This window comes from Bacillus sp. FSL R5-0431, assembly GCF_038002985.1.
Taxonomy (GTDB): Bacteria; Bacillota; Bacilli; order Bacillales; family Bacillaceae; genus Bacillus.
In genome coordinates, this window is the sequence record NZ_JBBOOG010000001.1 from 2,659,696 (window position 1) to 2,685,723 (window position 26,028).

General features: G+C 41.3%; 25 protein-coding genes and 1 other annotated feature. Of the genes, 8 read left to right on the top strand and 17 right to left on the bottom strand.

The genetic code is table 11. The features are described from left to right. The first annotated feature begins 69 nt into the window (after positions 1-69). Positions 70-2,370: a helix-turn-helix domain-containing protein gene (locus MKZ03_RS13620; RefSeq protein ID WP_034665420.1), complete on the top strand. Its 2,301-nt coding sequence runs from the start codon at positions 70-72 to the stop codon at positions 2,368-2,370. A gap of 37 nt (positions 2,371-2,407) precedes the next feature. On the opposite strand, the gene MKZ03_RS13625 is transcribed toward MKZ03_RS13620, so the two are convergent. After that, a complete protein-coding gene (locus tag MKZ03_RS13625; protein ID WP_003217763.1) occupies positions 2,408-2,779 on the bottom strand; it encodes a winged helix-turn-helix transcriptional regulator in 372 nt (123 codons plus the stop codon). A 157-nt stretch (positions 2,780-2,936) separates the two neighbouring features. On the opposite strand from MKZ03_RS13625, the gene MKZ03_RS13630 reads away from it, so the two are divergent. Together MKZ03_RS13630 and MKZ03_RS13635 are read left to right on the top strand one after the other, a co-directional pair. Further along, the gene (locus tag MKZ03_RS13630; protein WP_066031743.1) at positions 2,937-4,124 is read left to right on the top strand and encodes an MFS transporter; all 1,188 of its coding nucleotides are present in this window, start codon (positions 2,937-2,939) and stop codon (positions 4,122-4,124) included. A gap of 13 nt (positions 4,125-4,137) precedes the next feature. Further along, complete coding sequence (locus MKZ03_RS13635; protein ID WP_106031932.1) at positions 4,138-4,977, top strand: aldo/keto reductase; 840 nt, start codon at positions 4,138-4,140, stop codon at positions 4,975-4,977. Positions 4,978-5,022: 45 nt separating this feature from the next. Here MKZ03_RS13635 and MKZ03_RS13640 read toward each other — a convergent pair whose 3' ends face one another. The 6 genes from MKZ03_RS13640 to MKZ03_RS13665 form a co-directional block, all read right to left on the bottom strand. After that, positions 5,023-6,522, bottom strand: a complete 1,500-nt coding sequence (locus MKZ03_RS13640) for an extracellular solute-binding protein (protein ID WP_106031931.1) — start codon at positions 6,520-6,522, stop codon at positions 5,023-5,025. Positions 6,523-6,547: 25 nt separating this feature from the next. Then, positions 6,548-7,408: a carbohydrate ABC transporter permease gene (locus MKZ03_RS13645; protein ID WP_087976618.1), complete on the bottom strand. Its 861-nt coding sequence runs from the start codon at positions 7,406-7,408 to the stop codon at positions 6,548-6,550. 219 nt (positions 7,409-7,627) lie between these two features. Next, positions 7,628-8,380 carry an NAD-dependent epimerase/dehydratase family protein gene (locus MKZ03_RS13650; protein ID WP_066030523.1) on the bottom strand — a complete coding sequence of 251 codons (753 nt, stop codon included), beginning with the start codon at positions 8,378-8,380 and terminating at the stop codon, positions 7,628-7,630. Positions 8,381-8,426: 46 nt separating this feature from the next. Then, positions 8,427-9,329: a dienelactone hydrolase family protein gene (locus MKZ03_RS13655; RefSeq protein ID WP_066030522.1), complete on the bottom strand. Its 903-nt coding sequence runs from the start codon at positions 9,327-9,329 to the stop codon at positions 8,427-8,429. 130 nt (positions 9,330-9,459) lie between these two features. After that, positions 9,460-11,874: a leucine--tRNA ligase gene (gene leuS / locus MKZ03_RS13660; RefSeq protein WP_340973568.1), complete on the bottom strand. Its 2,415-nt coding sequence runs from the start codon at positions 11,872-11,874 to the stop codon at positions 9,460-9,462. Positions 11,875-11,971: 97 nt separating this feature from the next. Beyond that, positions 11,972-12,193: a binding site (T-box leader), on the bottom strand. Positions 12,194-12,296: 103 nt separating this feature from the next. Then, entirely contained in the window at positions 12,297-12,626 is a 330-nt protein-coding gene (locus MKZ03_RS13665; RefSeq protein WP_223249904.1) for a DUF4257 domain-containing protein, read from the bottom strand. Positions 12,627-13,052: 426 nt separating this feature from the next. Between MKZ03_RS13665 and MKZ03_RS13670 the strand changes: the two genes are divergently transcribed. Together MKZ03_RS13670 and MKZ03_RS13675 are read left to right on the top strand one after the other, a co-directional pair. Beyond that, positions 13,053-13,856: a PAS domain-containing protein gene (locus tag MKZ03_RS13670; protein ID WP_034665400.1), complete on the top strand. Its 804-nt coding sequence runs from the start codon at positions 13,053-13,055 to the stop codon at positions 13,854-13,856. Positions 13,857-13,940: 84 nt separating this feature from the next. Next, the gene (locus tag MKZ03_RS13675) at positions 13,941-14,642 is read left to right on the top strand and encodes a coiled-coil domain-containing protein (RefSeq protein ID WP_307500106.1); all 702 of its coding nucleotides are present in this window, start codon (positions 13,941-13,943) and stop codon (positions 14,640-14,642) included. 62 nt (positions 14,643-14,704) lie between these two features. Here the strand turns inward: MKZ03_RS13675 and MKZ03_RS13680 are convergent, their stop codons facing one another. From MKZ03_RS13680 to MKZ03_RS13710, 7 genes are all read right to left on the bottom strand, one after another. Next, the gene (locus MKZ03_RS13680) at positions 14,705-16,015 is read right to left on the bottom strand and encodes an ABC transporter permease (RefSeq protein ID WP_034665395.1); all 1,311 of its coding nucleotides are present in this window, start codon (positions 16,013-16,015) and stop codon (positions 14,705-14,707) included. Further along, complete coding sequence (locus tag MKZ03_RS13685) at positions 16,005-16,703, bottom strand: ABC transporter ATP-binding protein (RefSeq protein WP_066030519.1); 699 nt, start codon at positions 16,701-16,703, stop codon at positions 16,005-16,007. Before MKZ03_RS13685 ends, MKZ03_RS13680 begins: the two co-directional genes overlap by 11 nt. A 21-nt stretch (positions 16,704-16,724) precedes the next feature. Further along, complete coding sequence (locus tag MKZ03_RS13690) at positions 16,725-17,708, bottom strand: ABC transporter ATP-binding protein (RefSeq protein ID WP_341032138.1); 984 nt, start codon at positions 17,706-17,708, stop codon at positions 16,725-16,727. After that, positions 17,702-18,580, bottom strand: coding sequence for an ATP-binding cassette domain-containing protein (locus MKZ03_RS13695; protein ID WP_066030518.1), 879 nt, complete (start codon positions 18,578-18,580; stop codon positions 17,702-17,704). The genes MKZ03_RS13690 and MKZ03_RS13695 overlap by 7 nt, the downstream gene beginning before the upstream one ends. Beyond that, entirely contained in the window at positions 18,573-18,965 is a 393-nt protein-coding gene (locus MKZ03_RS13700; protein ID WP_034665384.1) for a GntR family transcriptional regulator, read from the bottom strand. Before MKZ03_RS13700 ends, MKZ03_RS13695 begins: the two co-directional genes overlap by 8 nt. 17 nt (positions 18,966-18,982) lie before the next feature. After that, a complete protein-coding gene (locus MKZ03_RS13705) occupies positions 18,983-19,162 on the bottom strand; it encodes a hypothetical protein (protein WP_106048478.1) in 180 nt (59 codons plus the stop codon). Positions 19,163-19,304: 142 nt separating this feature from the next. Continuing rightward, positions 19,305-19,580, bottom strand: a complete 276-nt coding sequence (locus MKZ03_RS13710) for a YtzC family protein (RefSeq protein WP_034665376.1) — start codon at positions 19,578-19,580, stop codon at positions 19,305-19,307. 152 nt (positions 19,581-19,732) lie between these two features. Here MKZ03_RS13710 and MKZ03_RS13715 point away from each other — a divergent pair, with 152 nt between their 5' ends. Both MKZ03_RS13715 and MKZ03_RS13720 read left to right on the top strand, forming a co-directional pair. Continuing rightward, the gene (locus tag MKZ03_RS13715; protein WP_003217704.1) at positions 19,733-20,698 is read left to right on the top strand and encodes a TIGR01212 family radical SAM protein; all 966 of its coding nucleotides are present in this window, start codon (positions 19,733-19,735) and stop codon (positions 20,696-20,698) included. After that, positions 20,695-21,270 (top strand): tRNA (mnm(5)s(2)U34)-methyltransferase, encoded by a 576-nt coding sequence (locus MKZ03_RS13720; protein ID WP_066030517.1) that lies wholly within the window; start codon positions 20,695-20,697, stop codon positions 21,268-21,270. The genes MKZ03_RS13715 and MKZ03_RS13720 overlap by 4 nt, the downstream gene beginning before the upstream one ends. 215 nt (positions 21,271-21,485) lie before the next feature. Here MKZ03_RS13720 and MKZ03_RS13725 read toward each other — a convergent pair whose 3' ends face one another. Continuing rightward, on the bottom strand, positions 21,486-22,565 hold the full coding sequence (locus MKZ03_RS13725) for a tetraprenyl-beta-curcumene synthase family protein (RefSeq protein WP_066030516.1): 1,080 nt from the start codon (positions 22,563-22,565) through the stop codon (positions 21,486-21,488). A 30-nt stretch (positions 22,566-22,595) separates the two neighbouring features. Then, positions 22,596-23,375, bottom strand: coding sequence for an alpha/beta hydrolase (locus MKZ03_RS13730; RefSeq protein ID WP_034665364.1), 780 nt, complete (start codon positions 23,373-23,375; stop codon positions 22,596-22,598). On the opposite strand from MKZ03_RS13730, the gene MKZ03_RS13735 reads away from it, so the two are divergent. Beyond that, a complete protein-coding gene (locus MKZ03_RS13735; protein WP_249117122.1) occupies positions 23,361-23,936 on the top strand; it encodes a gamma carbonic anhydrase in 576 nt (191 codons plus the stop codon). The genes MKZ03_RS13730 and MKZ03_RS13735 overlap by 15 nt on opposite strands. 142 nt (positions 23,937-24,078) lie before the next feature. On the opposite strand, the gene asnB is transcribed toward MKZ03_RS13735, so the two are convergent. Then, a complete protein-coding gene (gene asnB / locus MKZ03_RS13740) occupies positions 24,079-25,977 on the bottom strand; it encodes an asparagine synthase (glutamine-hydrolyzing) (protein WP_066030514.1) in 1,899 nt (632 codons plus the stop codon). Between the last annotated feature and the right edge of the window lie 51 nt (positions 25,978-26,028).

Here is a 26,028-nt window from a genome sequence, read left to right on the forward strand (position 1 = left end):
CAAACCTACCAAATTTTTGGATTAATAAATTAAGGGGAAAAGATTGTTCCGTTTGAAATGGGGGGTTTTATGAAAAGAAGGCAGTATAAATTTTATTACAAGCTTGTGACGTTTTTTTTCATGCTTAGTACAATTCCTGTCATCATTGTCGGTATTTTTTCTTATCAGCATTCGCAAAAAACCGCACTCGAAAATATCTCAAATGAAAAGCTGGACAGCGTCAAACAAACGCAATCCAATATTGAGCATATTTTAAAAACAGTGGATCATTCTCTCACTCACTATGTCAGTTCGCCGCCTCTCCTTCAAACACTGGCAGAACCTTTAAATCCAGACCAATTCCAGCTTTATAATCAAGTACAGCAGGAACTAAACTACCTGCAAACCTTTGACACCGATCTTTCCAATATTACACTCGTGAGTAAAATGGAAGACTGGTACATGAACAATTCGGGACTTTATCATGTCACAAGCGGAGACCAAGAGAAAGCGCTCACCTCTTACCTCAATATACCGAGTCATTCCAGCTGGGCACTTGAAGAGAATAATCCACTTGTTGCGACAAAAGAAGGAAAGGCCTCCTTTTGCAAATACAATGTGAACTTAATCAAACAACTCCCTATGAACAGTGTCCAGAAAAAAGGGATCGCTGTCGCCAGCATTCCGAGCTGCACGATTGCTGATAATATGCCTGACTTCTCTCAATCTGACAGTATGTTTGTCATTGATACAAACGGAAAAGTGCTGCTCCATAACCGCAAAGAACAAATTGGTGAATCCTTGAAGAATCAAGAGCTCGTCAAGCATGTCCTATCACGTGAAGAACGATCAGGTCAATTTAACATGAAGATCGAGGAACTAGACTATCAAATTACGTTTCAAAAATCAGACTATAACGAATGGACGTACCTATCCTTTGTTTCCATTCCAGAACTCAAGGCACAAACAAAATCAATTGGGTGGATCACTTTTATTATCTGCTTTATTTTGTTAGCGCTTTCATTACTATTTTCATGGTTTGGGTCCAGACATTTTTATAAACCAATCCGCTTGTTATATGAGTCCTTTGCACGCAATGAATCCTTTTTGCAAAAACAGCCTTTTCAAAATGAATTTGAGTTGATTGAGTCGAGTATTAAACAAATGAAGGATCAAAACAATGATTTAGAGGAACGTATTGAGCAGCAAGTCACGCACCTTCAGCAATACTTTATGGTGCGGCTATTGCTCGGTAAGCTGACAGAAGAAGAGATTAACAACCGGTTCCAAAGTTTGGGATTCCCTCAGGGCTGGTCTCATTTATCCATGCTTGTGACCCAAATCGATACGTTAAAAGGAACACCTTATGAAAAAAAGGATGCTGACTTGCTGTTATTTGCCATCAATGGACTGATCGAGCAGATGATTCCGCAAGATGAGCACCTTCAGCCAACGGTTGTCAATCAGCATCAAACGACGATTATCCTGAATCACTCAAAGTCAGATGAAGAGTTTACTGAATATTTAAATCAATTAGCGGAAACTATTCAGCAGCGCATCGAGGAAGAGCTTGGTTTATCGATCAGCATCGGGATCAGCCGCCAGTTTAAGGAGCTCACGATGGCGAAACAGGCTTACATTGAAGGAAAAGAAGCCTTAAAATACAGGCTCAAAGCAGAGAAAAAATCCATTATCTTATATGAACATATTCAGCAAGGAAAAACGTTTAAAACCCATTTTCCAAAACAGCTGCAGCATGATTTATTCGATGCGATGAAAGCAGGTGATCAAGGCAAGGCGGATCATTATTTACATGTGCTCCTGCAATCCATTTTCTCTAAAAATGCAGGACCGCATGAATACCATATCGCTCTCGCCCGTTTTTTAAACAATTTGATTGAGCTGATGCATTTGCTTGGCATTGAATTATTTGAGGTCGAAGACAACAAAATGCTGTATGATACGATTTTTGAATTTAAAACCTTTGAAGATACCGAAGCATGGCTGAAACATGAGATCATTCGGCCGATTATTGACCAGCTAGGTGCACGTGAGGACTCACAATACAAAAACATCTCAGAGAAAATCATTCATATCATTCATCAAGAATTCGACTCAGATCTTACATTGGATGAAATCGCCACACGCCTGCATTACAATCCCAATTATTTAAGCAGTATTTTTAGAAAGGAAATGGATATCTCCTTTAGTGAATATCTCTCGTCCTACAGACACCATGTCGCCAAAAACTGGCTCGTGGAAACCGATATGTCCGTCAAAGAAATTTCGGAAAAACTGAAATATAAAAATCCGCAAAACTTCATCCGTTCCTTCAAAAAACTAGAAGGCACGACCCCTGGCAAATACCGCGACCACAAAAAAGGCACATAAGACAAAAAGTCCCGCTCGCACAGGAAGCGGGACTTTTTTATTTAAATTGTTCATTTAAAATGCTGTCTTCCAGCACTGAAAGCGGCTCTCCGTACACACGTTCAATATGAGCTGCTCCCCAATCACAAAGCGCATTCAGAATTCTTTCGAGCGACTGTCCGTATTCACTTAATTCATATTCCACTTTAGGCGGTACTTGCTCATACACAATTCGGTTAATCACCCCATCACTTTCAAGCTCTCTCAGCTGTTGTGTAAGCATTTTTTGTGTGATGTTTGGCATGAGCCGCTTCAATTCACTCGTGCGTTTTTTTCCATGTGTTAAATGACATAAAATCACGCACTTCCACTTCCCGCCAATGACCTCAAGGGTCGCTTCCACTGAGATATTATATTTTTTCTTTTCCATCAAATCCTCACTCCTCTTTGTGCGAACAGGCACTTTTTAGTACCTATATTACAAAAAAGTACGTACTTTTTTTTTCGTCATCTATGTTAGATAATAACTCTTGCCGATCGGCTTCGTCTATCAAAATGTCATCATAGAAGGATGTGAACACTTATTCATGAAGAAAAAGCAAAACCACTTTGCCCTTCTCGCACTAGCCATTAGTGCTTTTGCTATAGGAACCACTGAGTTCATTAGTGTCGGTCTTTTGCCGATGATTTCAGAGGACTTTGGAGTGAGCGTCAGCCAGGCGGGCTGGACCGTTTCTTTATATGCACTTGGTGTGACATTCGGCGCGCCTATTTTGACTTCTCTGACTTCAACGATGAAAAGAAAGACATTGCTATTGCTCATTATGCTCGTCTTTTTGATTGGAAATACACTAGCCACGATTGCTCCGACTTTTTCAGTGCTATTAATCGGACGGGTCATTTCAGCCTTATCCCATGGAATCTTTATGTCCATCGGCTCTACGATTGCTGCAAGCCTTGTAGTGAAAGAAAAACGGGCAAGTGCGATTGCCTTTATGTTCACTGGATTAACAGTTGCTACTGTGACGGGCGTGCCATTTGGGACGTTTCTTGGCCATGAGCTCGGCTGGCGGACGTCATTTGGTGTGATTGTCATCATTGGTCTGATCGCACTGATATCCAACTATTTTCTTGTTCCATCTCAATTAAAGCAAGGCGTGAAAACATCATTTAAGGATCAAGCTGTCTTATTAAAAACAAAAAGAATCTTGCTTCTATTTGTCATTACAGCAACAGGATACGGAGGAACCTTTGTCGTCTTTACGTATTTATCCCCTCTCTTACAGCATGTGACAGGTCTTGCGCCTGGGGCGGTGGCCTTGATCCTGCTTTTATACGGGATCACGATCGCAGCCGGAAATGTCATTGGCGGAAAGGCTGCTAATGAGCAGCCAATGAAAGCACTGATTTACATGTTTATCATCCAAAGCATCATTTTGTTTACCCTTAGCTTGACTGCTGGATTCACGGTGCTAGGCATTGGAACCGTCATGCTGATGGGACTGTTTGCTTTCATGAATGTTCCTGGATTGCAGGTAGCTGTCGTTGACTTTGCAGAAAGATACACACCAGGAGCAGTCGATGTCGCTTCCGCTATGAATATCGCTGCCTTTAATGCCGGTATCGCCATCGGCTCATTTTTAGGCGGCATCGTGACAGATACTCTTGGGCTTGTGCATACAGGCTGGGTCGGCGGCATCATGGTCCTTCTCGCAGCAATTCTCACGATGATTAGTTTTCGAATGGAACAACAAGAACAAAATCAAACCATCTAAAGGAGTTTTCAATATGAACCATTTACAAAGTACAAAAACATTAAACAATGGGATCCACATGCCAGGATTTGGTCTTGGTGTATTCAAGGTTGAAGATGGCGCTGAATTAATAGACGCCGTCAAAACAGCCATTCAATTAGGCTATCGCAGTATTGATACAGCGGCTATTTATGGCAATGAGGAAGGGGTTGGACGAGGCATACAAATTGGTCTAGCAGAAACAGGACTTCGCCGCGAAGACCTCTTTGTGACATCAAAAGTGTGGAATGCCGATTTAGGATATGAATCCACCCTACAAGCATATGAGGAAAGCTTGAAAAAACTTCAGCTTGACTACCTTGATCTGTATTTAATCCATTGGCCGGTTGAAGGAAAATACAAAGAAGCTTGGCGTGCACTGGAAACCTTGTATCGTGAAGGAAAAGTCAGAGCCATCGGAGTGAGCAACTTCCAGCCGCATCACCTAGACGAGCTATTAAAAGATGCAGACATTAAACCAGCTATCAATCAAGTGGAGTTTCACCCAAAACTGACGCAGGAAACACTCTTTACGTATTTGAACACACATGGCATTCAAATGGAAGCTTGGTCACCGCTAATGCAGGGGGAACTGCTTCATCATCCGGTGATCAAAGAGCTCTCGGACACATACGGCAAAACACCTGCTCAAATTATTTTGCGCTGGGATGTGCAAAAAGGCGTCATCACCATTCCAAAATCAACGAAAGCCCATCGTTTAAAAGAAAATGCAGACATATTTGATTTTGCCTTATCTGATGAGGATATGAAGCGCCTTTCTGACTTAAATGAAAACAAACGTATCGGTCCAGACCCAGACAACTTTGACTTTTAATAAAAACACCCCCGCTTTTTAACTGTGCGGGGGTGTTTATGTTGATCATTTTGATTTTTTAAAGGAAGCTTCATATTCTTCTATGATTTTATGACCACCGTTTGATTTCCACTTCTCTACATCTTTCTTAAATTGATCTTCACTGATGTCTCCAAGAATGAACTTATAGGTCGCATCATCGATGATTTTTTTCAATTCGTTTCCTCGCTCTGAGGCAGTTTCTGAATACAGGCTTTCAGCAGGATTGGCGACGATGATGTTTTGATTGTCTTCTTCTAGCTCTTCATATTTTGTACGAACCGCATCTCCTTTATTTTTCAAGTAACGTTTATCAATTCCTACTAGACTGACAAGCGGCTGTACGTCTGTCTGCCAGCTTTTCACTTGGCTTTCTTCTCTGACAAATGTATTCCCTTCTTCTTTCTTATAATGCTCGCCATCAATACCGTACGTCATGAGACCATATACATCTTCTTCTGCAATGCGGTCAAAGAAGGCCAAAATCCGTTTTAATTCTGCCTCTGATTTCACGCTTGTTTTAGGGAATGCAAAGATGCCATTATGACCACCTGATGCCCACACACGTTCTTTACCATCTGGGCCTTTGATTCGGTTGATGATATCTACTTCCATGTTTTTATCTGTCGCGTCATCTCTCAAGTTCACTGCGTCTACCATATTCCCAACATAGATCCCTGCTTTTCCTTGTGAGAATAATTCCTGCTGCTGTGTTTTGCTTGTAACAGGGAAGTCTTTGTTGATATAGCCATTGTCACGCAGTTTCTTCATGTATTTCATTGTATTCATGTACTCATCTGTCATGAAGTCTGGCGTGAATTTGCCGTTTTCTTCTTTCCAGTCTGTCGGCATTCCCTCATATGAACCGAGTGTTTTAAATGCCCCATAAATCAAATCGTTCCGATCCGTAAAGCCAATTGTATCCGCTTTTCCGTTTTGATTCGGATCTTTTTCAGTAAAAGCTTTAGCTACCTCATAAAGATCATCCAATGTTTTTGGTGTATCCAAATTTAAATTTTCAAGCCAATCCTTTCGAATGACAATTCCTTGTCTTGAAAGTGGTCTCTCTCTATAAATGCCATAAAGCTTACCGTCTATAGAGGCGTTTTTATTAATCAGTTCGTTCATCTTACTTAAATTTGGATAATCCTTTAAATACGGACCGACTTCCCAGAACATGCCTGATCTGAACGCATTAATAGCAGACGAATTCTTAATGTCTTGAATCGTGACAATCTGCGGCAGATTCCCTGCGGCAAGTGCGGAATTTAAACGGTCTTCCTTCACGGCATCAGGCACCCATGTAATATCAAGCTCTGTATTTGTGAGCTTCTCAATCTCTTTTATGACGGAATCCTTCGGCGGCTGCTGATGATACAAAATAGCCATCCAGGTCAGCTTTACCTTTTTATCTAAATCAACCTTTTCATCTGATGAACTTGTTCCTTTGCTTGAACATGCGGATAGAATACCGCTTGCTGCAAATAACAGGACAAACGCAATCAACCATAATTTCTTTCTCCCCATAAGATCCCTCCGTTGTTCCATCTTTTTAACCTTTTACAGAACCTAGTAATGCCCCTTTGTTAAAATGCTTTTGAATAAATGGATAGACAAGCAGAACTGGAATGGTCGCTACCACAATGACAGCCATTTTAATCGTTTGGTCTGGCGGTGGTGTGGATGATCCCATATCCGACATATCTCCCTGCATCCCGCTTGAGACAATGACAATCTGCCTTAGCAGCACCTGAATCGGCCATTTCACTGAATCATTTAAATACAGGATGGCGGTCATGTACGTATTCCAATACGTCACGGCATAAAAAAGTGAAATGGTCGCAATAGCTGGCAAAGAAAGTGGCAGCACAATTTTAAAGAAAATCCCTAAATCGTTACAGCCATCCATCTTCGCTGATTCCTCAAGGCTTGCCGGGATGTTTTGAAAGAAGTTTTTCAAAATGATCAAATTGAACGCATTGATCGCAACCGGTAGAATAAGTGACCAATAGGTATCAAGCAGACCAAGTGTTTTCACCACAATAAACGTCGGAATCATACCTCCACTAAACAACATCGTGAAGACAACGAGAAACATCAATGTTCTCCGGCCTTTTAGCTCCTGACGAGACAGCCCATATGCCATGAGTGAGGACAAAAACATGCTGACAGCTGTTCCAACGAGCGTCACAAGAATGGACACAATGAGGCTGCGATACACAATATCCGTAGAGAAAATATATCGATAGGCCTCTAAAGAAAACGTGGTCGGGAACAAGATAAACTTCTTCGTGATGACCTCTTCTACTGTAGCAAAAGAGGCTGCAATGACATGGATGAACGGAAGCACACATATTAATGCGAACATGAGTAGAAAAGAGTAATTAAATAAGTTGAACAATCGGCCTTTAATAGAACGATCTATGTTCATCACGCCCTTTCTTTGAAAGCGTTATCATTTCGTCCGAAAATAAGCTGCAGCCTGTGACGATATCGTGATTAAAATGTAACAAACGGGGGAAGAAAGCGTCTATAATCATCTTGACAGACCAACTGAATGGATCATGTCAATCGTGCTTTTATGCTCATGAAACAAAAGAATAAGATCATCAGCTAATGACATGATTATGCCCTATGCCTGATCATTTTCTTCTAGGATTTCCGTCGTATTCACATCAGGTCTGTAGCCTAACTCCTGCTTTATTTTTTCCGTAGACCAGGGCTTTTCTTCGTTTTCTGATACGGCATAATATGTCCCAAAGGGGACGGTCGTTTCAATCGCTGCCTTTGTCATCCCTATAAGATCTTCATGTGACAGAAGTGTTCGTTTCGTTCTTCGTTTCTTGTGTAATGCCTCCATCTCATCTGTCACAACCGTTCCAATCCGTAAATTGATAACAGACATCCCCGTTTGATCGTGGAACAAACGGCCTAGCTGTTCTGAAGCAAATTTTAAAATACCATAGACATTTTTAGTCGCTGGCACATCGTCTGTTGTAATATTTCGCCCTAGTAAGGAGCGGCCACCCTCTTCATAACGATCGGTCACATGATTGCTGCTTGCAAAAATGACTTTTCGTATGCCGAGACGTACAGCTGATCGAAACATATAATAGGAGCTCCTCCAAAAAATATCATTCATTTTTTCAAACTCCTCAAGATTCATCACATCATGCGTCATATCCATGTTTAAAAGGTGCATGATAACATCTGTATCTCTCGGAATCGCCTCATATAATTCCTGTTCATTCGCTGCATCTGCTAAAATGGCTCCTTTTACACAACTCGTTTGATCAATGATGGTGATCTCGTACTCAGAAGAGAGCGCTTTTGTTAATATACGGCCTATCACACCGCATCCGCCAATGATCGTGATCTTTTTCATCTGTCTCCTCCTTTCTTTTGACGTAGTATGTCCAAGCCTTTATGGATTACAGCCACTTTTTCAAAAATCGAGTGGCCTCGTGACGCATAGCCGCTGTTTCAAAATGACCTGCATGAAGACCAACAAGCTGATACCGTTCTTTCAATGAAGCAGTTTGATAGGTTTGGCTCAATCCCTTTTGAATGCGTCCGACGCCTTCAGCAGGCGTGAGTGGATCAAGTTTTCCCACTAAGCTTAAATGCGGCCTTGGAAAAATCATTTCCTGAATATCAGCTGCTGTAAAGTGCTTTGCTAAGCTTGGTACATAGTAATAAAAGCCATGCCTGTCTAAATTGTTCGTTTCAATTAATGTGTGATGATCGACCTGTGCGCAAAGATCAATACACACACTGACCCTCTCATCAAGCGCAGCAGTCCACCAGGAAAGAAGCCCTCCCATTGACATTCCAAAAACAGCTAACCGGTCCGGTAGCACATCAGATCGAGACAGCACATAATCAATCGCACACATGCTTTCATACAGCATCATGCCCCACATCACTTTTCCTGTTAAAAGCATCTCCTTAAAAATTTCACTTTCTGTTCTTCCTCTTCTCTCACCAAACCCTGCATGATCGATAGCCAGGACACTATAGCCTTTTGATGTGAACTCTTTCGCATATGAAGGCGCTTGCAAATAATGAGCACCTTTGATCAGCTCTTCCTTCCCATCCACGTAGTTCCCGCCATGAGAGTGCTGGAACAGCACAACAGGTCTTTTTTTCACCGTATCCTTTGGCTTTACAAAATAAGCGGGCACTTCCTCTACACCATGAATCGAAAGAATGAGTGTTTCGACTACATACGATTCACGTTCCTCGATCTTTAACGTATATGCCTCCACGCGATGGCGTTCTGGCATTTCTCCTAACAGACTGAGCAGTTGTTCACGTTTGCTTTCCTTTTCCATTCACGTCACTCCTCATTTTCTTGATCACCTGTTAAAATACGAGGTCGATGAAGTAATCACCTTGTTTTCGACAAAATTATGTCCCGGGAAATAAAGAACACCCACCGGTTCATACCGATGGGTGTCATCATTAGTTCGCAACAATATTGACAAGCTTCCCAGGAACCGCAATCACTTTGCGAATGGTTTTCCCTTCAAGCTGTTCTTTTACGCGTGCATCATTTTTCGCAAGCTCTTCTAACTGTTCTTTTGTTGCATCAGCAGGAACGGTTAATTTTGCTTTCACTTTTCCATTCAACTGTACGACAATTTCTACTTCATCGTCGACAAGCTTTGACTCGTCATATTGCGGCCATGCTTCATAAGAAACAGACCCTTCATGACCAAGTTTATTCCAAAGCTCTTCCGCTAAATGCGGTGCAATTGGAGAAAGAAGTTTCACAAAGCCTTCTGCATATTCTTTCGGCAGTGTATCAGCCTTGTAGGCATCATTGATAAACACCATTAATTGTGAGATCCCTGTATTGAAGCGCAGGCCTTCATAATGGTCCGTTACCTTCATCACGGTTTCATGATAGCTGCGTTCTAATGCACCTCCAGTTTGCTCCGTCACTTTATCACTGATTGTGCCATCTTCATTTGTGAATAGACGCCATACACGATCAAGGAAACGGCGAGCACCATCAAGTCCTGTTTCAGACCAAGCGATTGATGCATCTAAAGGTCCCATGAACATTTCATAAAGTCGTAATGTATCCGCACCATGAGATTCTACGATATCATCTGGATTGACAACGTTCCCTTTTGATTTACTCATTTTTTCATTATTTTCTCCAAGAATCATTCCTTGGTTGAACAATTTCATGAAAGGTTCTTTTGTAGGAACAACACCGATATCATACAAGAACTTATGCCAGAAGCGCGCATATAGAAGATGCAGTACAGCATGTTCTGCTCCGCCGATATATACATCAACAGGAAGCCATTTCTTTAGCTTCTCAGGAGATGCAAGCTTTTCTGAGTTATGCGGGTCAATATAACGTAAGAAATACCAGCAGCTGCCTGCCCATTGCGGCATTGTATTGGTTTCACGGCGTCCTTTTTTACCTGTTACAGGATCTACAACCTCAACCCACTCTTTGATATTGGCTAAAGGTGATTCACCTGTACCACTTGGCTTAATCTCAGTGGTTTTAGGCAAAATCAGTGGAAGCTCTTCCTCTGAAACGGCTGAAGAAGTTCCGTCCTCCCAATGAATAATTGGAATTGGCTCACCCCAGTAACGCTGGCGGCTAAATAGCCAGTCTCTTAAACGATAGGTGACTTTCTTTTCACCTTTTTGATGTTCTTCAAGCCATGCAATGGCTTTTTCAATCGCTTCTTCTTTTCCTAATCCATTGAGGAAATCAGAGTTAATGTGTTTTCCATCACCTGTGTAAGCTTCTTTTTCAATGTCTCCGCCTTCTACAACTTCCTTGATTGGAAGATCAAATGTTTTGGCGAATTCATAGTCACGCTCATCATGGGCAGGTACCGCCATAATCGCGCCTGTTCCATAAGTAGCCAGCACGTAATCTGCAATCCAGATCGGCATCTTTTCACCATTTAATGGATTGAGGGCATAAGCGCCTGTGAAAATACCCGTCTTCGTTTTTGCAAGATCTGTCCGCTCTAAGTCGCTCTTTGATTGAATTTCTTTGATATATGCTTCGACTGCTTCTTTTTGAGCAGCTGTTGTAATTTTTTCAACAAGTGCATGTTCTGGTGCAAGTACCGCATATGTTGCACCAAATAATGTATCCGGACGCGTTGTGAAAACAGTAAACTGTTCGTCATGTCCTTCTACTTCGAAATGAACGTGTGCACCTTCTGAACGTCCGATCCAGTTACGCTGCATATCTTTGATGCTTTCAGGCCAATCAATGTCTTCTAAATCTTCTAACAGCCTGTCCGCATATGCCGTAATCTTCAGCATCCATTGCTTCATCGGACGTCTTTCAACTGGATGCCCTCCGCGTTCACTTTTTCCATCAATGACTTCTTCATTTGCAAGAACTGTACCAAGCGCCGGGCACCAGTTCACTGGTACTTCATCGATATACGCCAATCCCTTTTCGTACAATTTCAAGAAAATCCATTGTGTCCATTTATAATAATTCGGATCAGTCGTGTTGATTTCTCGATCCCAATCATATGAGAATCCTAGTGATTGAATTTGGCGGCGGAAGTTATTGATGTTCTCTTCTGTAAAGACCGCTGGATCATTCCCTGTATCTAGTGCATACTGTTCTGCTGGAAGACCAAATGCGTCCCATCCCATTGGATGAAGAACATCATATCCCTGCATACGTTTCATGCGTGATAAAATATCCGTTGCTGTGTAGCCCTCAGGGTGCCCGACATGAAGCCCTGCTCCTGATGGGTATGGAAACATATCAAGCGCATAGAACTTTGGTTTATCTTCCGAGTCAGATGTGGCGAATGTTTTATGTGTCAGCCAATAATCCTGCCACTTCTTTTCAATTTCCCGATGCTGAAAACTCAATGTGAAAACCTCCTTTAATATGTACGGCTGTATCTGCTCAGATGACCACTGCAAGAATTCAGATTTTTCTAAAATCAACAAAAAACCCTCATCCCTGGAAAGGGACGAGAGATTTTTTGGTTCCCGCGGTACCACCCTTGTTAGCGTCACTTTCTGTTTGTACGCTCACTTAATATCTTTAACGCAGACATGCGACAGAAGCTTTAATGCAACTGCAACTCTGAGGCGAGTTCAGAAGCAGATTTGATTGACTTTCACCAGCCGTCAATTCTCTAAAGACAAATACTGCTTTCCTACTACTCCTCTTCACTGTTCTTATCGTAACCGTCATCTAAGTAGTATTTTATAGAATTATGATCATAAGTGCAAGCAGGTTTGTATACAATGGGAATGTACCCTAGATCAGGGTAAAGTAGAGGATATTATTCGTGTGGAGATCGGTTATGACGGTTGGAGTCTGCATCCTGTGAACGCTGTTCTCTTACAAAATCAAAGCTTCGCAGAACTGCTTCTCCCCCGTAACCTGAAATAATTGATAAGATGACCAAGTGCAGACTAGAATCGGGATTTGAGGATAAGACAAGCAGTGTAGCGGCAATCATCCCAACGAGCCAATCTTCAATAAACCCTAAATAAATAAACTTTTTTGTCATTCTGGGCTTCTCTAGCCTGCCTTTTTTCTTTACGTGACCGAGAATGCCCATGACCCCTCCAATGGCGCAAGCAATAATGACTTGTTGCAGCATTTTCATCACCTTCCTAAAGCCCTTAGAATAGTAAAGCGACTTCAGGCTGTCCAGCCCCCTGTAATGCCATTCTGCTGTTCCGTCATAATCCATGTAAAAGGTCTATTCTCTCTAACGAAGAAAAAAAGCTTGTTTCTTCCATTATATGTGAATGACCCAAAAACAATCTTGATGCATTGGAATCATTTTTACCTAATCCATATTAACTATTTTTGTCATTTTATGAATTATGAGCAATTGATTCCTTCTTTTTCTAAAGAAAAGTCTCCTTACTTACTATATTCTAATGGAGGACAAACTATGATGACAAATTTAACAAAGCCATTGCAATCATTGAAACAGAACATATGTTATGTTACTTTAGTAAGGAATACCTTTGGTTGAAAAAACAGCCATTTGATATGTCTGCTAGTAGCAGCAAAGGAGGGTAATATGGTCAGCTCGAACATCTTCGGCTTGCAAAAACAGCTTGAACTCATAAAAAAAGCGCTAGATCATGCGCGGATCGGTGTTGTCATTACAGACCCTTCTTTAGAGGATAACCCTATCATTTATGTGAACCATGGCTTTACACACATGACTGGATACAAACCAGATGAGATTCTTGGGCGTAATTGTCGATTCCTTCAAGGAAAAGACACAGATCAAGAACAGCTTGATTTAATACGTCATGGAATACAGAATAAAATACCTATTACCACACAACTAAAAAATTATAAAAAAGACGGTACTTTTTTTTGGAATGAACTCAATATAGATCCTCTATACATTGAACAAGATGATAAAACATTTTTCATTGGCTTTCAAAAGGATATTACGAAACAGAAAGAATATGAACAACTCCTAGAAGATTCCTTACAGGAAGTCACCTCTCTTTCGACGCCAATCGTCCCAATCAAAAATGGTGTATCTGCTCTACCACTCATTGGAAAACTATCTGAAGAACGCTTTGATGCCATTGTTGCGAAGTTAACTTGTATATTAGATGATTCAAAGGATGATTATTTAATTGTCGATCTTTCTGGCTTAATCGATGTCGATGATTCCGTTGCAGGACGCATTTTCAAGCTGCATCATCTTCTCAGTTTAACTGGAACCGAACTGATCATCACAGGGATCAAACCGCAGCTTGCAATGAAAATGAAAGACTTGGATACAGATTTCCAGGATACGATCACATATTTGACGGTTAAGGAAGCAATCAAAGGATTAACATTAGCTGAAAACCCTGTGTAAACAGGGCTTTTTTAGTTAAACCGCCGCTAAAAATGGAAAAATGAGGTATGATAGGAGTAAATAAAGATTTAGGGGGGCTTCTAGATGATGATGTTACTCATCATAGGTCTTTTATGTGTTTGTTTCGCCATAGGATATGCCGTCAATTTCTTATTACTCAAACACCAGAACGAGCATATCTTTTCAAAGAAACTATTTTATCCTTTTTTGATCTTCGGTCTCGTCTTTTCCATTATGTCATTACCGTTTGCTGCCACAGATGCACCGAAGGCACAAGCAGATCCATCTTCAGAACAGCTGTTAAAGGATCAAAAACAGCTCACATCTGACATAACGCGCTTAAAAGCTGATAAAGAGGAGCTTACCGCCTCTTTAGAGGACGCAACAAAGGATAAAGAAAAACTAGCTAAAAAGCTAGAAGCCATCACCTCAGAAAAAGAAACAGTCAAAAAGCAAGAAAAGACCATTCAAGTGCTTGAAGAGAAAATAGACAAGCTTGCCTCGAGCAACGAAACACTCAAAAAAGAGAATAAGAAAAGCAGCAGCGATACGAAGTCTTCCACTGTTCAGCGCTCCGCTCCTAAAGATGAAGGAAAAAGTACAGGCGGTCATGAATCGCAGAAGGAAACAAAAAAAGAATCAGCTGCCTGTAACATCAAAGGAAGTGTCAATGGCATTTATCACACACCGAGCAGCAGATACTACTCTAGAACAAAAAATGTAACCGAACTATTCTGCTCCGTAGAAGAGGCAGAACGTGCAGGGTACCGGGCACCTAAGCAATAGCCATGTGTCACAAAAAAAGAACCTCCTGTCAGCCCAATCGGGTGTCTTAGGAGGTTCTTTTTTTAGATTTCTCTTCTTAATGCTGCTAATACATTCGTTTTTGTTGCTTTACGTGCTGGGTTAAGCCCTGAAAGGATCGCTACCCCTGCGCTAATCACTGTTGCTGTGATCACAAGGCTGAGCGGAATATAGGAGAAGGTGATCGAGAATTGATCGCTTGACCCTCCCTCTGACATGGACGACAAAATGGCTGGAATGATTAAATTGACGGCGAAACTAATGATATATGAGATGATAATACCGATGATCGACCCAATCACCCCAATATAAGCACTTTCCATGAGGAACATTCGCTTGATAATCGATGGATTCGCACCAATGGCTTTCATAATCCCAATCTCTTGTGTTCGCTCTGTTACTGCCATTGTCATCGTATTAAAAATACCAATTGCAGAAATAATGACTGCGATACAGCCGACAAAAATGAGTCCAATTTTGAAGACAGTAAAGAACATATCCATACCTTCGAGCTGATTCGTCACAGAGATGACTTGGTAGCCCTCATCTGTCAGCTTATTCGTGAGTGCACCGACATTGTCGAATTTATCTGCATAGACAGAGGTCATTTTCTCGACATTTCCTGCTTCAGGAGATAGATCAAGTATTTGACCAAATTCCTTTTCATACGCATTCGGAATGAGAATTTTATGATCCTGCTGCCACTCCAAATTTGGCTTTTTCATGACTCCTACTACACGGAAATCAAATGTTTTTTCTTTGACGACTTCATTTTCTTCGTTGAGTTTTGGTACCTTGATTTGAATCACTTTATTTAAAATATCTTTCGTGTAGCCTTTTGGCTCTTTTGGTTCTTCTTCACCGTTTGACGTTTGATTTAATTCTTTTTCATAGGCTTTGCGCTCTTTTTTTGTCCACAGTTGTTCTGCCATATGGTACCCAACCACAATTTCGTTTGCTGATGTTGGGACTTTCCCTCTGTCTAGTTCAAGCCCTGCTTCTTTTTCCTCTTTCATATCGGTCAGAGCAGCCTGCGTTTCACTTGAGCGGTCATCGAGCTCGACGTTTACCGATGGAACGAGAGACGTTCTTGAGACGACAGATTTCACATGATCATATTTCTTTAAATCATCTACCTTGACGGCACCTTTTTCCTTGCCTAACACTTTCACTTCTGTGATGATTTGCTGTTTCATGATTTCATCTTGCGCCGATTTTTGCAAACCAAAACCGACTGATGCTAGAACGATTAAGAAAGAGCATGCCATTGTCGTCGCAAGAATGGTCATAAACACACGCAATCTATTTTTCTTCATGTTTCTTCTAATGAATTTGACCTGATCTCTAAATTTCAATGGTCTGTTCCCCTTTCTTTAATACACCATCATGAAGCTGGAACGTTGTATCTGCGATTGAAGCGACTTCATCGTCATGTGTAATGATGACAAACGTGATTCCTTTTTCACGATTGAGCTGCTGGATAAATGCTAAGATTTCTCCTTCGGTTTCTGAATCTAGACTGCCTGTTGGTTCATCCGCTAAAATAATAGATGGGTTTAAAATCAAGGCTCTTGCAATACTCACACGCTGCTGCTGCCCGCCTGACAACTCATTCGGGTAATGCCCTGCATGATGTTCTAGACCTACTCGTTTCAGCATTTCTTTTACTTTCGTCTTTCGTTCAGACGGCTTTACACCTTTTAAAGTGAGCGGAAGTTCAACATTTTCATACGTCGTTAAGCTCCCGATCAATTGAAAGCTTTGAAAGATAAAGCCAAAGTGATCTAAGCGGAAGTCCGCCCATTCTTTTTCATTAAAGCCGGTCACATCGGTACCATCAATGACAATTTGTCCGCTCGTTGGCGTAATATATCCTGAAATTAAGTTCAATAAGGTAGATTTCCCCGAACCACTTCGTCCCACAATACAAGCAATGTCGCCTCTTTTGATGGATAGGTCAATCCCTTTCAGCACAGGAATTTCATTCTCTCTGCCCTTTTTACCAATTTTAAACACATGATCTAACGCTTGAACCTGAATCATCTCTACTCCCCTACTCTCTGTTTATCTTTTTCGATATATTAAGAAATAACTCGTTAGTGCGCCTACAGCACCGCCGATTATCATGCCAGCGATATAACCAAACATGGAATTGTCTGAGGAGAATCCACCCCAGCCAAAACCTAAAACACCAAAAGCAATAACCATAATTTGAATAGGCCGATCCATTTTTGGGTAAAGGAAAAAACGGCCACTTCGTTCAATTGGATGTTTGATGAAGCTAAACAAACCAATGAAATAAAATAAAATCATCATGACAATTGGTACGATGAATTCTTCACCGCTGAACCAAATCGTATATTCATACTGATTAAATTCAGCTATATAAGTGATTGGAGAAATTGCCAAGATAATATGATTAAGCCACTGATCAACCCACTCCCCATTTGTTCTCAATATAAATTCTAAATGAACCAATGGTAGACCAATTAGTAAAAAAGGTAAAATGGCTGTACTGAATGCAACGATTGCTTGGGCAATTGCACTTCCTGTTAAAGTGCCTGCTGCAAAAAACAGGGCATATATCATCAAGGATGACACCAAAGCATATAAATACATACTGTTAAATCCAGGTGTCTCAACAGGTTTGATACCTAATATAAGTAAGTAAGTTAAGGCATATGAGAATGCATGAATGAGTGCAATGATCCCGGCACCCAAGAAAAATTTTGTCTGATAGATGGTACTTCTACTAAAAGGCAAGGCTAAGGTGAAATCCATTTGCCCTTTATTTCTCTCAAAGCCAAGCTGAATTATGGCAAAAAGGATTCCCATTAACCATGAAAGAGCGAGAAAAGCATCTTTATTAAAACTATAGGAAAAATGTGATGTATCCAAAATACATGTGGGATCCTTTAAACATGTTTGAAAGGATGAATATCCCATTAGGAGGGATAAGGGCGTCGCAAGCGCCGCAACCAGCATCACTAAAATAAATGTCAGCTCTGATTGCTTCCACTCCTTATATAATAATTGCCGCTTTACCATCTCCGTTTCCCTCCAAACTTTGCAATGAATACTTCTTCTAAATTTACAGGCAGTTCATGCCATACTTTTGGCTGCAGCGACTTCAAGTAATCTTTAGCCTCTACATCGGTTTTAAGAACAAGCGCTGTATAAAAAATGCCCGCTTGATCTAATATAGCAACGCCATTTTTTCGTATACTCAAGTTCATATCTTCTTCAAAAGCCATCTGTATTTTGACATAATCATTCTTTAACTCATCTAGATCCATGACACTTGTAAGCTGATTTCCTTCTAAAAACCCGATTCGGTTACACATACGCTCAATATCCTCTAATCGGTGCGATGTAATGAGAATCGATGTTTCACGTTCCGCTACCTCGTCGATCATGAGCTGAAGAACATCATTTCTTGTGACGGCATCAATTCCATCTGTCGGTTCATCTAACAAAATCACCGCTGGCTTGATCGCAAAGCTTAAAATTAATGACAGCTGTTTTTTTAACCCTGTCGATAGTTCACGATATTTCACTTTTTCCGGAATTTCATAGCGGTTCACAAGCTCATTGGCATATGTCACGTCAAACTTCGGATAAATATGCTTTAACAGCTGAACAAGCTGTCCGTAATTGTATCTGTCAAAGTAGGGATTTACGACTGGCATATACACAATATTTTGCTTCACTAACGGGTGGTCTTTCACAAGCACGTCTTTAAAATAAATCTCTCCTTCATCTGGAAGAAGAATTTGCTGAATCAAGCGGAGAAGTGTTGTTTTTCCTGAGCCATTCCTGCCAAGCAGACCGAAGATCTCACCTTCGCCTATTTTGAAGGAAACGTCACTGAGTACTTCACGTCCATTTAATGTCTTTGATACATTTCTAACCTCAATCAACTTGTTTTCCTCCCTCAAGACTTGAGCCGATCTCTTCTATCCATTCCTTCAGTTGTTGAATATCAATACCGGCATAATGAGCTTCTATAATGAGTTGTTTTAATTGCTCCTTCATCTCCAACACCTTCCCTTCATTCAGCTTTAACTGAGCCCCTTCTGTTACATACGTACCGCGGCCTCTTAGTGTTTCAATAATCCCTTCCCGCTCAAGCTCTTTATATGCTTTACTGACGGTGTTTGGGTTGGCGATGATAATGGTGGCGAGCTCTCTGACAGAGGGCAGTTTGTCACCAGGTTTCATTACACCTTTTAGACATAAAATTTTCAACTGCTCAATGATTTGTTCATATAATGGCGCAGCGCTTCGTGGATCTATTTGAATCATGATGGCTCCCTCTTTCCTCATTCATGCTTTTGCAGTCCTATCGCTTGTTCATGCCCTTGCATTAAAGGGATTGAATTAGGTATCAAATCTTTTTGAACTTCAAAACCAATGAAAACGAGAACGAAAAAAAATGTACATGCTAACGCAACAGCCAGCACCATCCACTTCAAATTGATTGTTTTTTTTTCTTTTTTCATGGTTGAACACCTTTCTTCACTTTTTAAGTGTCTTTAGTGTATTAGTTGTTGTAGTACACTTAACACAATAAAGACACTCAGCCAAAAAGTCAATAGCCTTTTAAAAAATAAAAAACAGACCCTTAAAAAAAGGATCTGTTCATCATTCGTTGTCGTAAGAAATACCTAAAATCATTTGATTTTGCAAGCTTTGAATTTGAACACGCGCCCTGTCTAATCGCTCTCTTTGCTGGTCATTGGCGACATCTTTTAATTTTTCTAATTCGTTCACCGCATCTTCAAGCATAAGCTGCGCCTTAGAAAATTCGTCCTCATTATAATGCTCTTGGCGTAAGTTCAAATCAAATTGCTCATTTGCAAACTCAAGGGTTTCAGTACTTTTTTGGATAAATTCATCGATCGACTGCCTTGTTGCCATCTTGCATTCCCTCCATTTCATCATTGCTCCCGCCTATTTTGCCCACGTAAAGCTTTTTCACTAAAGAAAATGTTGGACAGATTCAATTGTCCTCCTTCATGATTTTTGTTAAACTTTAAGGATGCCTATTATTACGCAAGGAGGTTACTGACTTGGATCAGCATAACCCTTTTTTATATTCAAACAGCGAAAAACGCTATCACACATGGAACTATCATTTGCGAGAGCACTTTGGTCATAAAGTATTTAAAGTGGCCTTAGACGGCGGCTTTGACTGCCCAAACCGTGATGGTACTGTAGCCCACGGAGGCTGTACATTTTGCAGTGCAGCTGGGTCTGGTGATTTTGCAGGAAACCGGGCTGATGATCTCATCACTCAATTTAACGAAATCAAAGACCGGATGCACACAAAATGGAAAGACGGAAAATATATGGCGTATTTTCAAGCGTATACAAACACACACGCCCCGCTTCCTGTTTTAAAGGAAAAATTTGAAACCGTTATGAATTTGGATGGTGTGGTTGGTTTATCTATTGCGACAAGACCTGACTGCCTGCCAGATGACGTGGTGGAGTATTTAGCAGAATTAAATGAGCGCACTTATCTCTGGGTAGAGCTTGGTCTTCAAACGGTTCATGAACGGACAGCGATGCTCATTAACCGTGCCCATGATTATGAATGCTACGTAGAAGGTGTAGAAAAACTGCGAAAACACGGAATTCGTGTCTGCTCGCATATCATCAACGGACTGCCTCTAGAAAACCGGGACATGATGATGGAAACAGCAAAAGCTGTCGCAGATTTAGATGTGCAAGGAATTAAAATTCATTTACTTCACCTTTTAAAAGGAACCCCAATGGTCAAGCAATACGAAAAAGGCAAATTGGAGTTTCTAAGCCAGGAAGAATATGTTCAGCTTGTTTGTGATCAACTGGAGATCCTGCCGCCAGAAATGATTATTCACCGCATTACAGGGGATGGCCCAATTGAATTAATGGTTGGTCCGATGTGGAGTGTAAACAAGTGGGAAGTACTAAATGCCATTAATGCTGAGCTCGAAAGACGTAACAGCTACCAAGGCAAACGTTTCGTCAGATTGGAAGAAGCAGCCAAATGATTTTGAAACGCATGCTCCCTTTTAGTAAAGAGCTGTTAGAACAGGCTTGTCAAAAAGGCGACATCGTCATTGATGCAACGATGGGAAATGGCCACGATACACGCTATTTAGCTGATCTTGTAGGAAATGATGGACAAGTTTTCGCATTCGACGTACAAGAGGAAGCCCTACAGCAGACGAGAAAAAGGCTTGGCGAGGGATATCCTTACGTTCATCTGATCCACGATGGGCATGAAAAACTGGCTCATCACCTGCCAAAGGATGTTTATGGACATATTTCTGGTGCGGTGTTTAACCTTGGGTACCTGCCCGGAGGCGATAAAGCCGTCACCACTCAGGCTCATACAACCATCGAAGCCATCGAGCAGCTCCTCGACTGGCTTAAACCCGGCGGTCTGATCGTCCTTGTGATTTACCATGGACACCCCGAAGGAAAAAGAGAAAAAGAAGTACTTCTCGACTATTGCAGATCACTTCCTCATGAAGAGGTACAAGTTTTATCATATCAATACATGAATATTCAAAACGACCCGCCTTTTGTGGTCGCCATTGAAAAAAAGCTCAAATCCTAATGATTTGAGCTCAGATTATTGACAAAGGGCTAAAATGATTTTTATTTTAGCCCTTTGTCTTCTTTCAGCGTGATAGAAAACCTTTGCAGTCTAGGAAGAATGAGCACCGGAACGGAGCGAATTTGACATTCGTGAGTACCGGCGCGCAGGACTGACAAAGAATGCGAGGGTTTGTCTGCGCGCTGAAGCTCAAATCCTAATGGATTTGAGCTTTTTTATGAGGATTTCATCCAAGGCATTTTCTGATAGGTCCGGTAAGCTCTTCCGTTGATATAGAAAAAGAATGATGTTTTCCCGCTTGATTTGATCAGCCGTTTTGCCAGCTTATTCATCTCTTTTTGGGCTGTCACTTTTTCATCGGACAAATAGACTGCCAGTAACCCTCTGTTAATCAATTTGTGAAAGTTTTCGTGCGGAATGCCTTTCAGCTGCTCATCCGCTTTTTCAATAAAATGCTGAAGTCTATCCATCATCTCATGATGAGAGGCATAGTAGGAGCAAAAGTTCAGATCTCCCCCAAGCCGGTCTTCTTCTTGGTCAATTAAATAATCAAGTAAAATGTGCAGACCTTGGATATAAGGGAAATAGCTTTCGTAAATTTGCTTCGCCTGCTTTTCTGTAAAATCCGGCTGCAGCGCATACGCCACAAGACAGAAAATCCCTAACGTTGATCCTGCACAAGCTGAAAATTCATACCATTCCATCTTAGGCAAATCCTTTTCATATTGGCGAAACCACGATTCTAGACGCGGGACCCGTTCATGAGGAACGACGTGTTTATGTACTTGCAAATCACTGTAGTAATCACACAGCGTGTGTAAATATGGCTGAATGATTGGATAATGCTTAAGGCGCGTAAGCACGTCTTGGCATGTGCGGACAAGCGCATGTAAATACCCATGATCCTCTTGATCATCACGGAATTGATAGTACGGCTTGAGCTCAGCATGAATATCAAGCGCATCTCTCATCGCTTGATGCAGCATATGAAAATCTTTTGGATCCAGCGACGTGCTGCGGTCACATAGGTTATCTAAGTAATCACTGATGGTTTGATACGCCACAATGAATTCAATACACGTTTCTTTCGACTCACCTGCTAGAAGAGATAAAATGCCTCCGCCTTCACAGTGAAAGGTTTTACTGGATATGCTCGCTAGTGCCTGCGTTCGCAGTTCTTCATTTTCAATCATTTCTGCATGAGCCCGCCACTTTTTCAGCTCCTGATGAACAAGCGGAAAAATATCTTTATACACCTTTGTCATCAGTGCAAAAGGACGCTCTGGTACTGACAAATCAATCCACCCCCAACTTAAAGCTCACCATCAAATATATTGATCTGTAAAGGCTCTTGCTGCCTTAAACACATCTTCTCTTTCCGGTTCATTAAAAATTTCGTGATACAGTTCTTCCCATTCACGGTATGATTTATTGGTTGATTCAATGCCATTGAACCATTTGATCACCCTCGTTTTATCCACGATCTTATCATCGCCCGCCTGCATTAAAAGGAGCGGAATCGATTTAAAGACATTCGTTGGCTGCATGGCCGCATCAATATTTTTGATCAGCTCTCGGTACCAGCGAACCGACACCTTTGTTACGTAAAGAGAATCATTTGAGTCTGCCTCAATCACAGCCTGATTCCGTGTGGCTAGTTCAATCGACAGCCCTGACTCGACTTTAAAGGACGGTGCCAGCACATTTAGACCTTTTGATGCAAAATCCATTAGCTTCTTCGGTTTAAATTGCAGACCTAAACAAGGTGATGATAAAATAAGGCCATCAATCTTCGTATGGGTATACTGCTTGATCCACTCAATTGAAATGAGTCCACCCATACTGTGTCCAAGTAAAAAAGTAGGAAGCCTGAATGATTTCGCATGTTCGATCCATTCATCTATTGTATCAATGTATTCCTGAAACGAGCGAATGTGGCCGCGCGCACGTGTCGATGTCCCTTGCCCAGGGAGGTCACCCATAACGACGTGATAGCCTGCATTTCGCCACATTTCGATCAGCCATTTATATCGGCCGTGATATTCACTCGCACCATGTACAATTACAATTGTACCAACTGGTCTTTCAGCATGCCAAGTCCACAAAGTAAACACCTCACAAATGTTGTATTAAGAAAGGAAGTCGAAAAAGTGATTTATTCATATCATCAGTTTACACCTGAGATTCATGAATCGGTCTTTGTCGCAGATAACGTCACCATTACTGGTGATGTCACGATTGGAGAATATTCGAGCGTGTGGTTTCAAACCGTCATCAGAGGCGATGTCGCTCCTGTGAGAATTGGAAAAAACGTCAATATTCAAGATTTATCCTGTCTGCATCAAAGTCCTGGAAAAACACTTCTTATAGAAGATGGTGCTACCATTGGACACCAAGTCACATTACATAGCTCAATCATTCGAAAAAATGCCCTCATTGGTATGGGGTCCATCATTCTCGATGGTGCAGAAATTGGCGAAGGTGCCTTTATCGGTGCAGGTAGTCTTGTCCCTCAAGGAAAGGTTATTCCAAAAGGAACACTCGCTTTTGGCCGTCCAGCCAAGGTCGTCCGTCAGTTAACAGATGAAGATATCCAAGACATGGACAGAATCCGTAGAGAATATGTAGAAAAAGGACAATACTATCGTTCCCTTTTATCCCGTTAACATCATACGTGTATCTTCACTTTATCATGTTTTTTTCAGGATATTAAGCAATAACTATGAACCGCTTGTTATTTTACCCTTTTCCACTGCTTTCTATCATGACAAAAAAGGTTTTCAGCACAAAGCTGAAAACCTTTTTTCATTAACTAAAGATGACTTCTTTCGGTTGATGATTCAACTGCTCTGGATCAATGCTGCGCTCCACATAAATGCTGTGCCAGATCATAAAGATGAGGACGGTCCAAATCTTACGGCTATGATCTGCTTTGCCAGCACAATGCTCATTTAATAAATCAAGCACATACTCTTTGTTAATGTATTCATCTGTTTGACTGTTTTTGATGATGTCTTTCGCCCAAGCATTCATCTCATTTTTCAGCCAATGACGAATTGGCACAGGGAAACCAAGCTTTTTACGGTTTAACACATGGTCAGGCACAATGCCTTCTGCTGCTTTACGCAATAAATATTTCGTTGTGCCATCTTTTGTTTTCAGCTCTTCTGGAATTTTAGAAGCCGCTTCAAAAACGACCTTATCAAGGAATGGAACACGAAGCTCAAGAGAATTCGCCATCGTCATCTTGTCTGCTTTCAGTAAGATGTCTCCGCGCATCCACGTATGAATATCAACATATTGCATTTTGTTAATATCACTGTAGCCTGCGCTTTCCTCGAAGTATGTCTTCGTTACGTCACGATACGTGATGCTTGGATCATAATGTTTTAAGAGGTTTTTCTTCACTGGCTCTTCAAAGATTTTCGCATTACCGATATAACGTTCCTCTAATGGCGTACAGCCGCGAACGATAAAGCTCTTCCCTTTCATTCCTTCTGGCATTAATCGCGCCAGACGAAGAAGAAGCTTTTTCAGCATAGATGGTACAGATTCAAATGGTTTAAGAGAAAGAGGCTCACGGTAAATATTATATCCGCCGAACAGCTCGTCCGCTCCCTCACCTGAAAGAACAACCGTCACTTGTTTCTTCGCTTCTTTTGCCACAAAATACAATGGAATCGCCGCCGGATCAGCTAAAGGATCGTCTAAATGCCAGACAATCTTCGGAAGCTCGTTCATATATTCCTCTGGAGAAATGACGGCACTGAAGTTTTGTAAGCCTAGCTTATCAGCTGTTTCCTTCGCGACATCGACTTCACTAAAGCCATCCTGCTGGAAGCCAACAGAGAATGTCTTCAGCTCAGGGTGTAATTCCTTTGCGACAGACACGATGAAGGAAGAATCAATACCACCTGATAGGAATGAACCAACAGGTACATCACTTCTCATGTGAACTTTCACAGAATCATAGATTGCATCGCGTACTTCTTCTATTAATTTCTGTTCTTGTGTTTGTTCAGGCTTGAATTGAACCTTCCAGTATGTCTTAAATTCGATCTCCTGTCCTGGGCGTAAAATAAACTGATGACCAGGCTCAACTTTGTGCACCTTTTGATCAAGTGTATTTGGCTCAGGAACGAACTGGAACGACATGTACTGCTGCAATGAAGTCTCATCAAATAAAATGTTCTCGTTCACAGCCATCAAGCTTTTGCGTTCAGACGCAAAGTACACTTGCTCATCCATTTGTGTAAAATAAAGCGGTTTGATGCCAAAAGGATCTCTCGCGCCATATAATTGCTGCGCTTCTTTATCCCAAATTAAAAATGCAAACATGCCGCGAAGTTTAGAAGCCGCCTCTTCTTTATAATGACGGTATGTGGCAAGCAGTACTTCCGTATCAGAATCTGTGCTGAACGTATAGCCCTTTTTCACAAGCTCTTCCTTCAGCTCCACATAGTTATAAATTTCTCCGTTGAAAATAATCCAATACTTTTCATCTTCATAAGAAAGCGGCTGCTTTCCGTGCTCAACATCTATAATACTTAAACGTCTAAATCCAAATCCTACATGCTCGTCATGAAAGTAACCCTCATCATCGGGACCACGGTGAACGATGAGACGATTCATTTGTTTAATTAACTCTTCCTGCTCAGTAGTTTCGGACAATGGACGGTGATTAAATACACCAACAAACCCACACATATTATTGCCTCCACGTTATGTTATTTCTTAAAAGTAGACCTATAATTAGAC

Excerpts from the sequence above, each read along its gene's own strand:
- asnB (WP_066030514.1), bottom strand. The coding sequence starts at position 25,977 with ATGTGTGGGTTTGTTGGTGTATTTAATCACCGTCCATTGTCCGAAACT.
- MKZ03_RS13650 (WP_066030523.1), bottom strand. The coding sequence starts at position 8,380 with ATGAAAAAGATCACGATCATTGGCGGATGCGGTGTGATAGGCCGTATA.
- MKZ03_RS13710 (WP_034665376.1), bottom strand. The coding sequence starts at position 19,580 with ATGGCAACAAGGCAGTCGATCGATGAATTTATCCAAAAAAGTACTGAA.
- MKZ03_RS13700 (WP_034665384.1), bottom strand. The coding sequence starts at position 18,965 with ATGATTCAAATAGATCCACGAAGCGCTGCGCCATTATATGAACAAATC.
- MKZ03_RS13705 (WP_106048478.1), bottom strand. The coding sequence starts at position 19,162 with ATGAAAAAAGAAAAAAAAACAATCAATTTGAAGTGGATGGTGCTGGCT.
- MKZ03_RS13635 (WP_106031932.1), top strand. The coding sequence starts at position 4,138 with ATGAACCATTTACAAAGTACAAAAACATTAAACAATGGGATCCACATG.
- MKZ03_RS13690 (WP_341032138.1), bottom strand. The coding sequence starts at position 17,708 with ATGGTAAAGCGGCAATTATTATATAAGGAGTGGAAGCAATCAGAGCTG.
- MKZ03_RS13675 (WP_307500106.1), top strand. The coding sequence starts at position 13,941 with ATGATGATGTTACTCATCATAGGTCTTTTATGTGTTTGTTTCGCCATA.
- MKZ03_RS13640 (WP_106031931.1), bottom strand. The coding sequence starts at position 6,522 with ATGGGGAGAAAGAAATTATGGTTGATTGCGTTTGTCCTGTTATTTGCA.
- MKZ03_RS13620 (WP_034665420.1), top strand. The coding sequence starts at position 70 with ATGAAAAGAAGGCAGTATAAATTTTATTACAAGCTTGTGACGTTTTTT.
- MKZ03_RS13665 (WP_223249904.1), bottom strand. The coding sequence starts at position 12,626 with ATGAAAATGCTGCAACAAGTCATTATTGCTTGCGCCATTGGAGGGGTC.
- MKZ03_RS13735 (WP_249117122.1), top strand. The coding sequence starts at position 23,361 with ATGCCAAGTCCACAAAGTAAACACCTCACAAATGTTGTATTAAGAAAG.
- MKZ03_RS13630 (WP_066031743.1), top strand. The coding sequence starts at position 2,937 with ATGAAGAAAAAGCAAAACCACTTTGCCCTTCTCGCACTAGCCATTAGT.
- MKZ03_RS13655 (WP_066030522.1), bottom strand. The coding sequence starts at position 9,329 with ATGGAAAAGGAAAGCAAACGTGAACAACTGCTCAGTCTGTTAGGAGAA.
- MKZ03_RS13685 (WP_066030519.1), bottom strand. The coding sequence starts at position 16,703 with ATGATTCAGGTTCAAGCGTTAGATCATGTGTTTAAAATTGGTAAAAAG.
- MKZ03_RS13720 (WP_066030517.1), top strand. The coding sequence starts at position 20,695 with ATGATTTTGAAACGCATGCTCCCTTTTAGTAAAGAGCTGTTAGAACAG.
- MKZ03_RS13670 (WP_034665400.1), top strand. The coding sequence starts at position 13,053 with ATGGTCAGCTCGAACATCTTCGGCTTGCAAAAACAGCTTGAACTCATA.
- MKZ03_RS13625 (WP_003217763.1), bottom strand. The coding sequence starts at position 2,779 with ATGGAAAAGAAAAAATATAATATCTCAGTGGAAGCGACCCTTGAGGTC.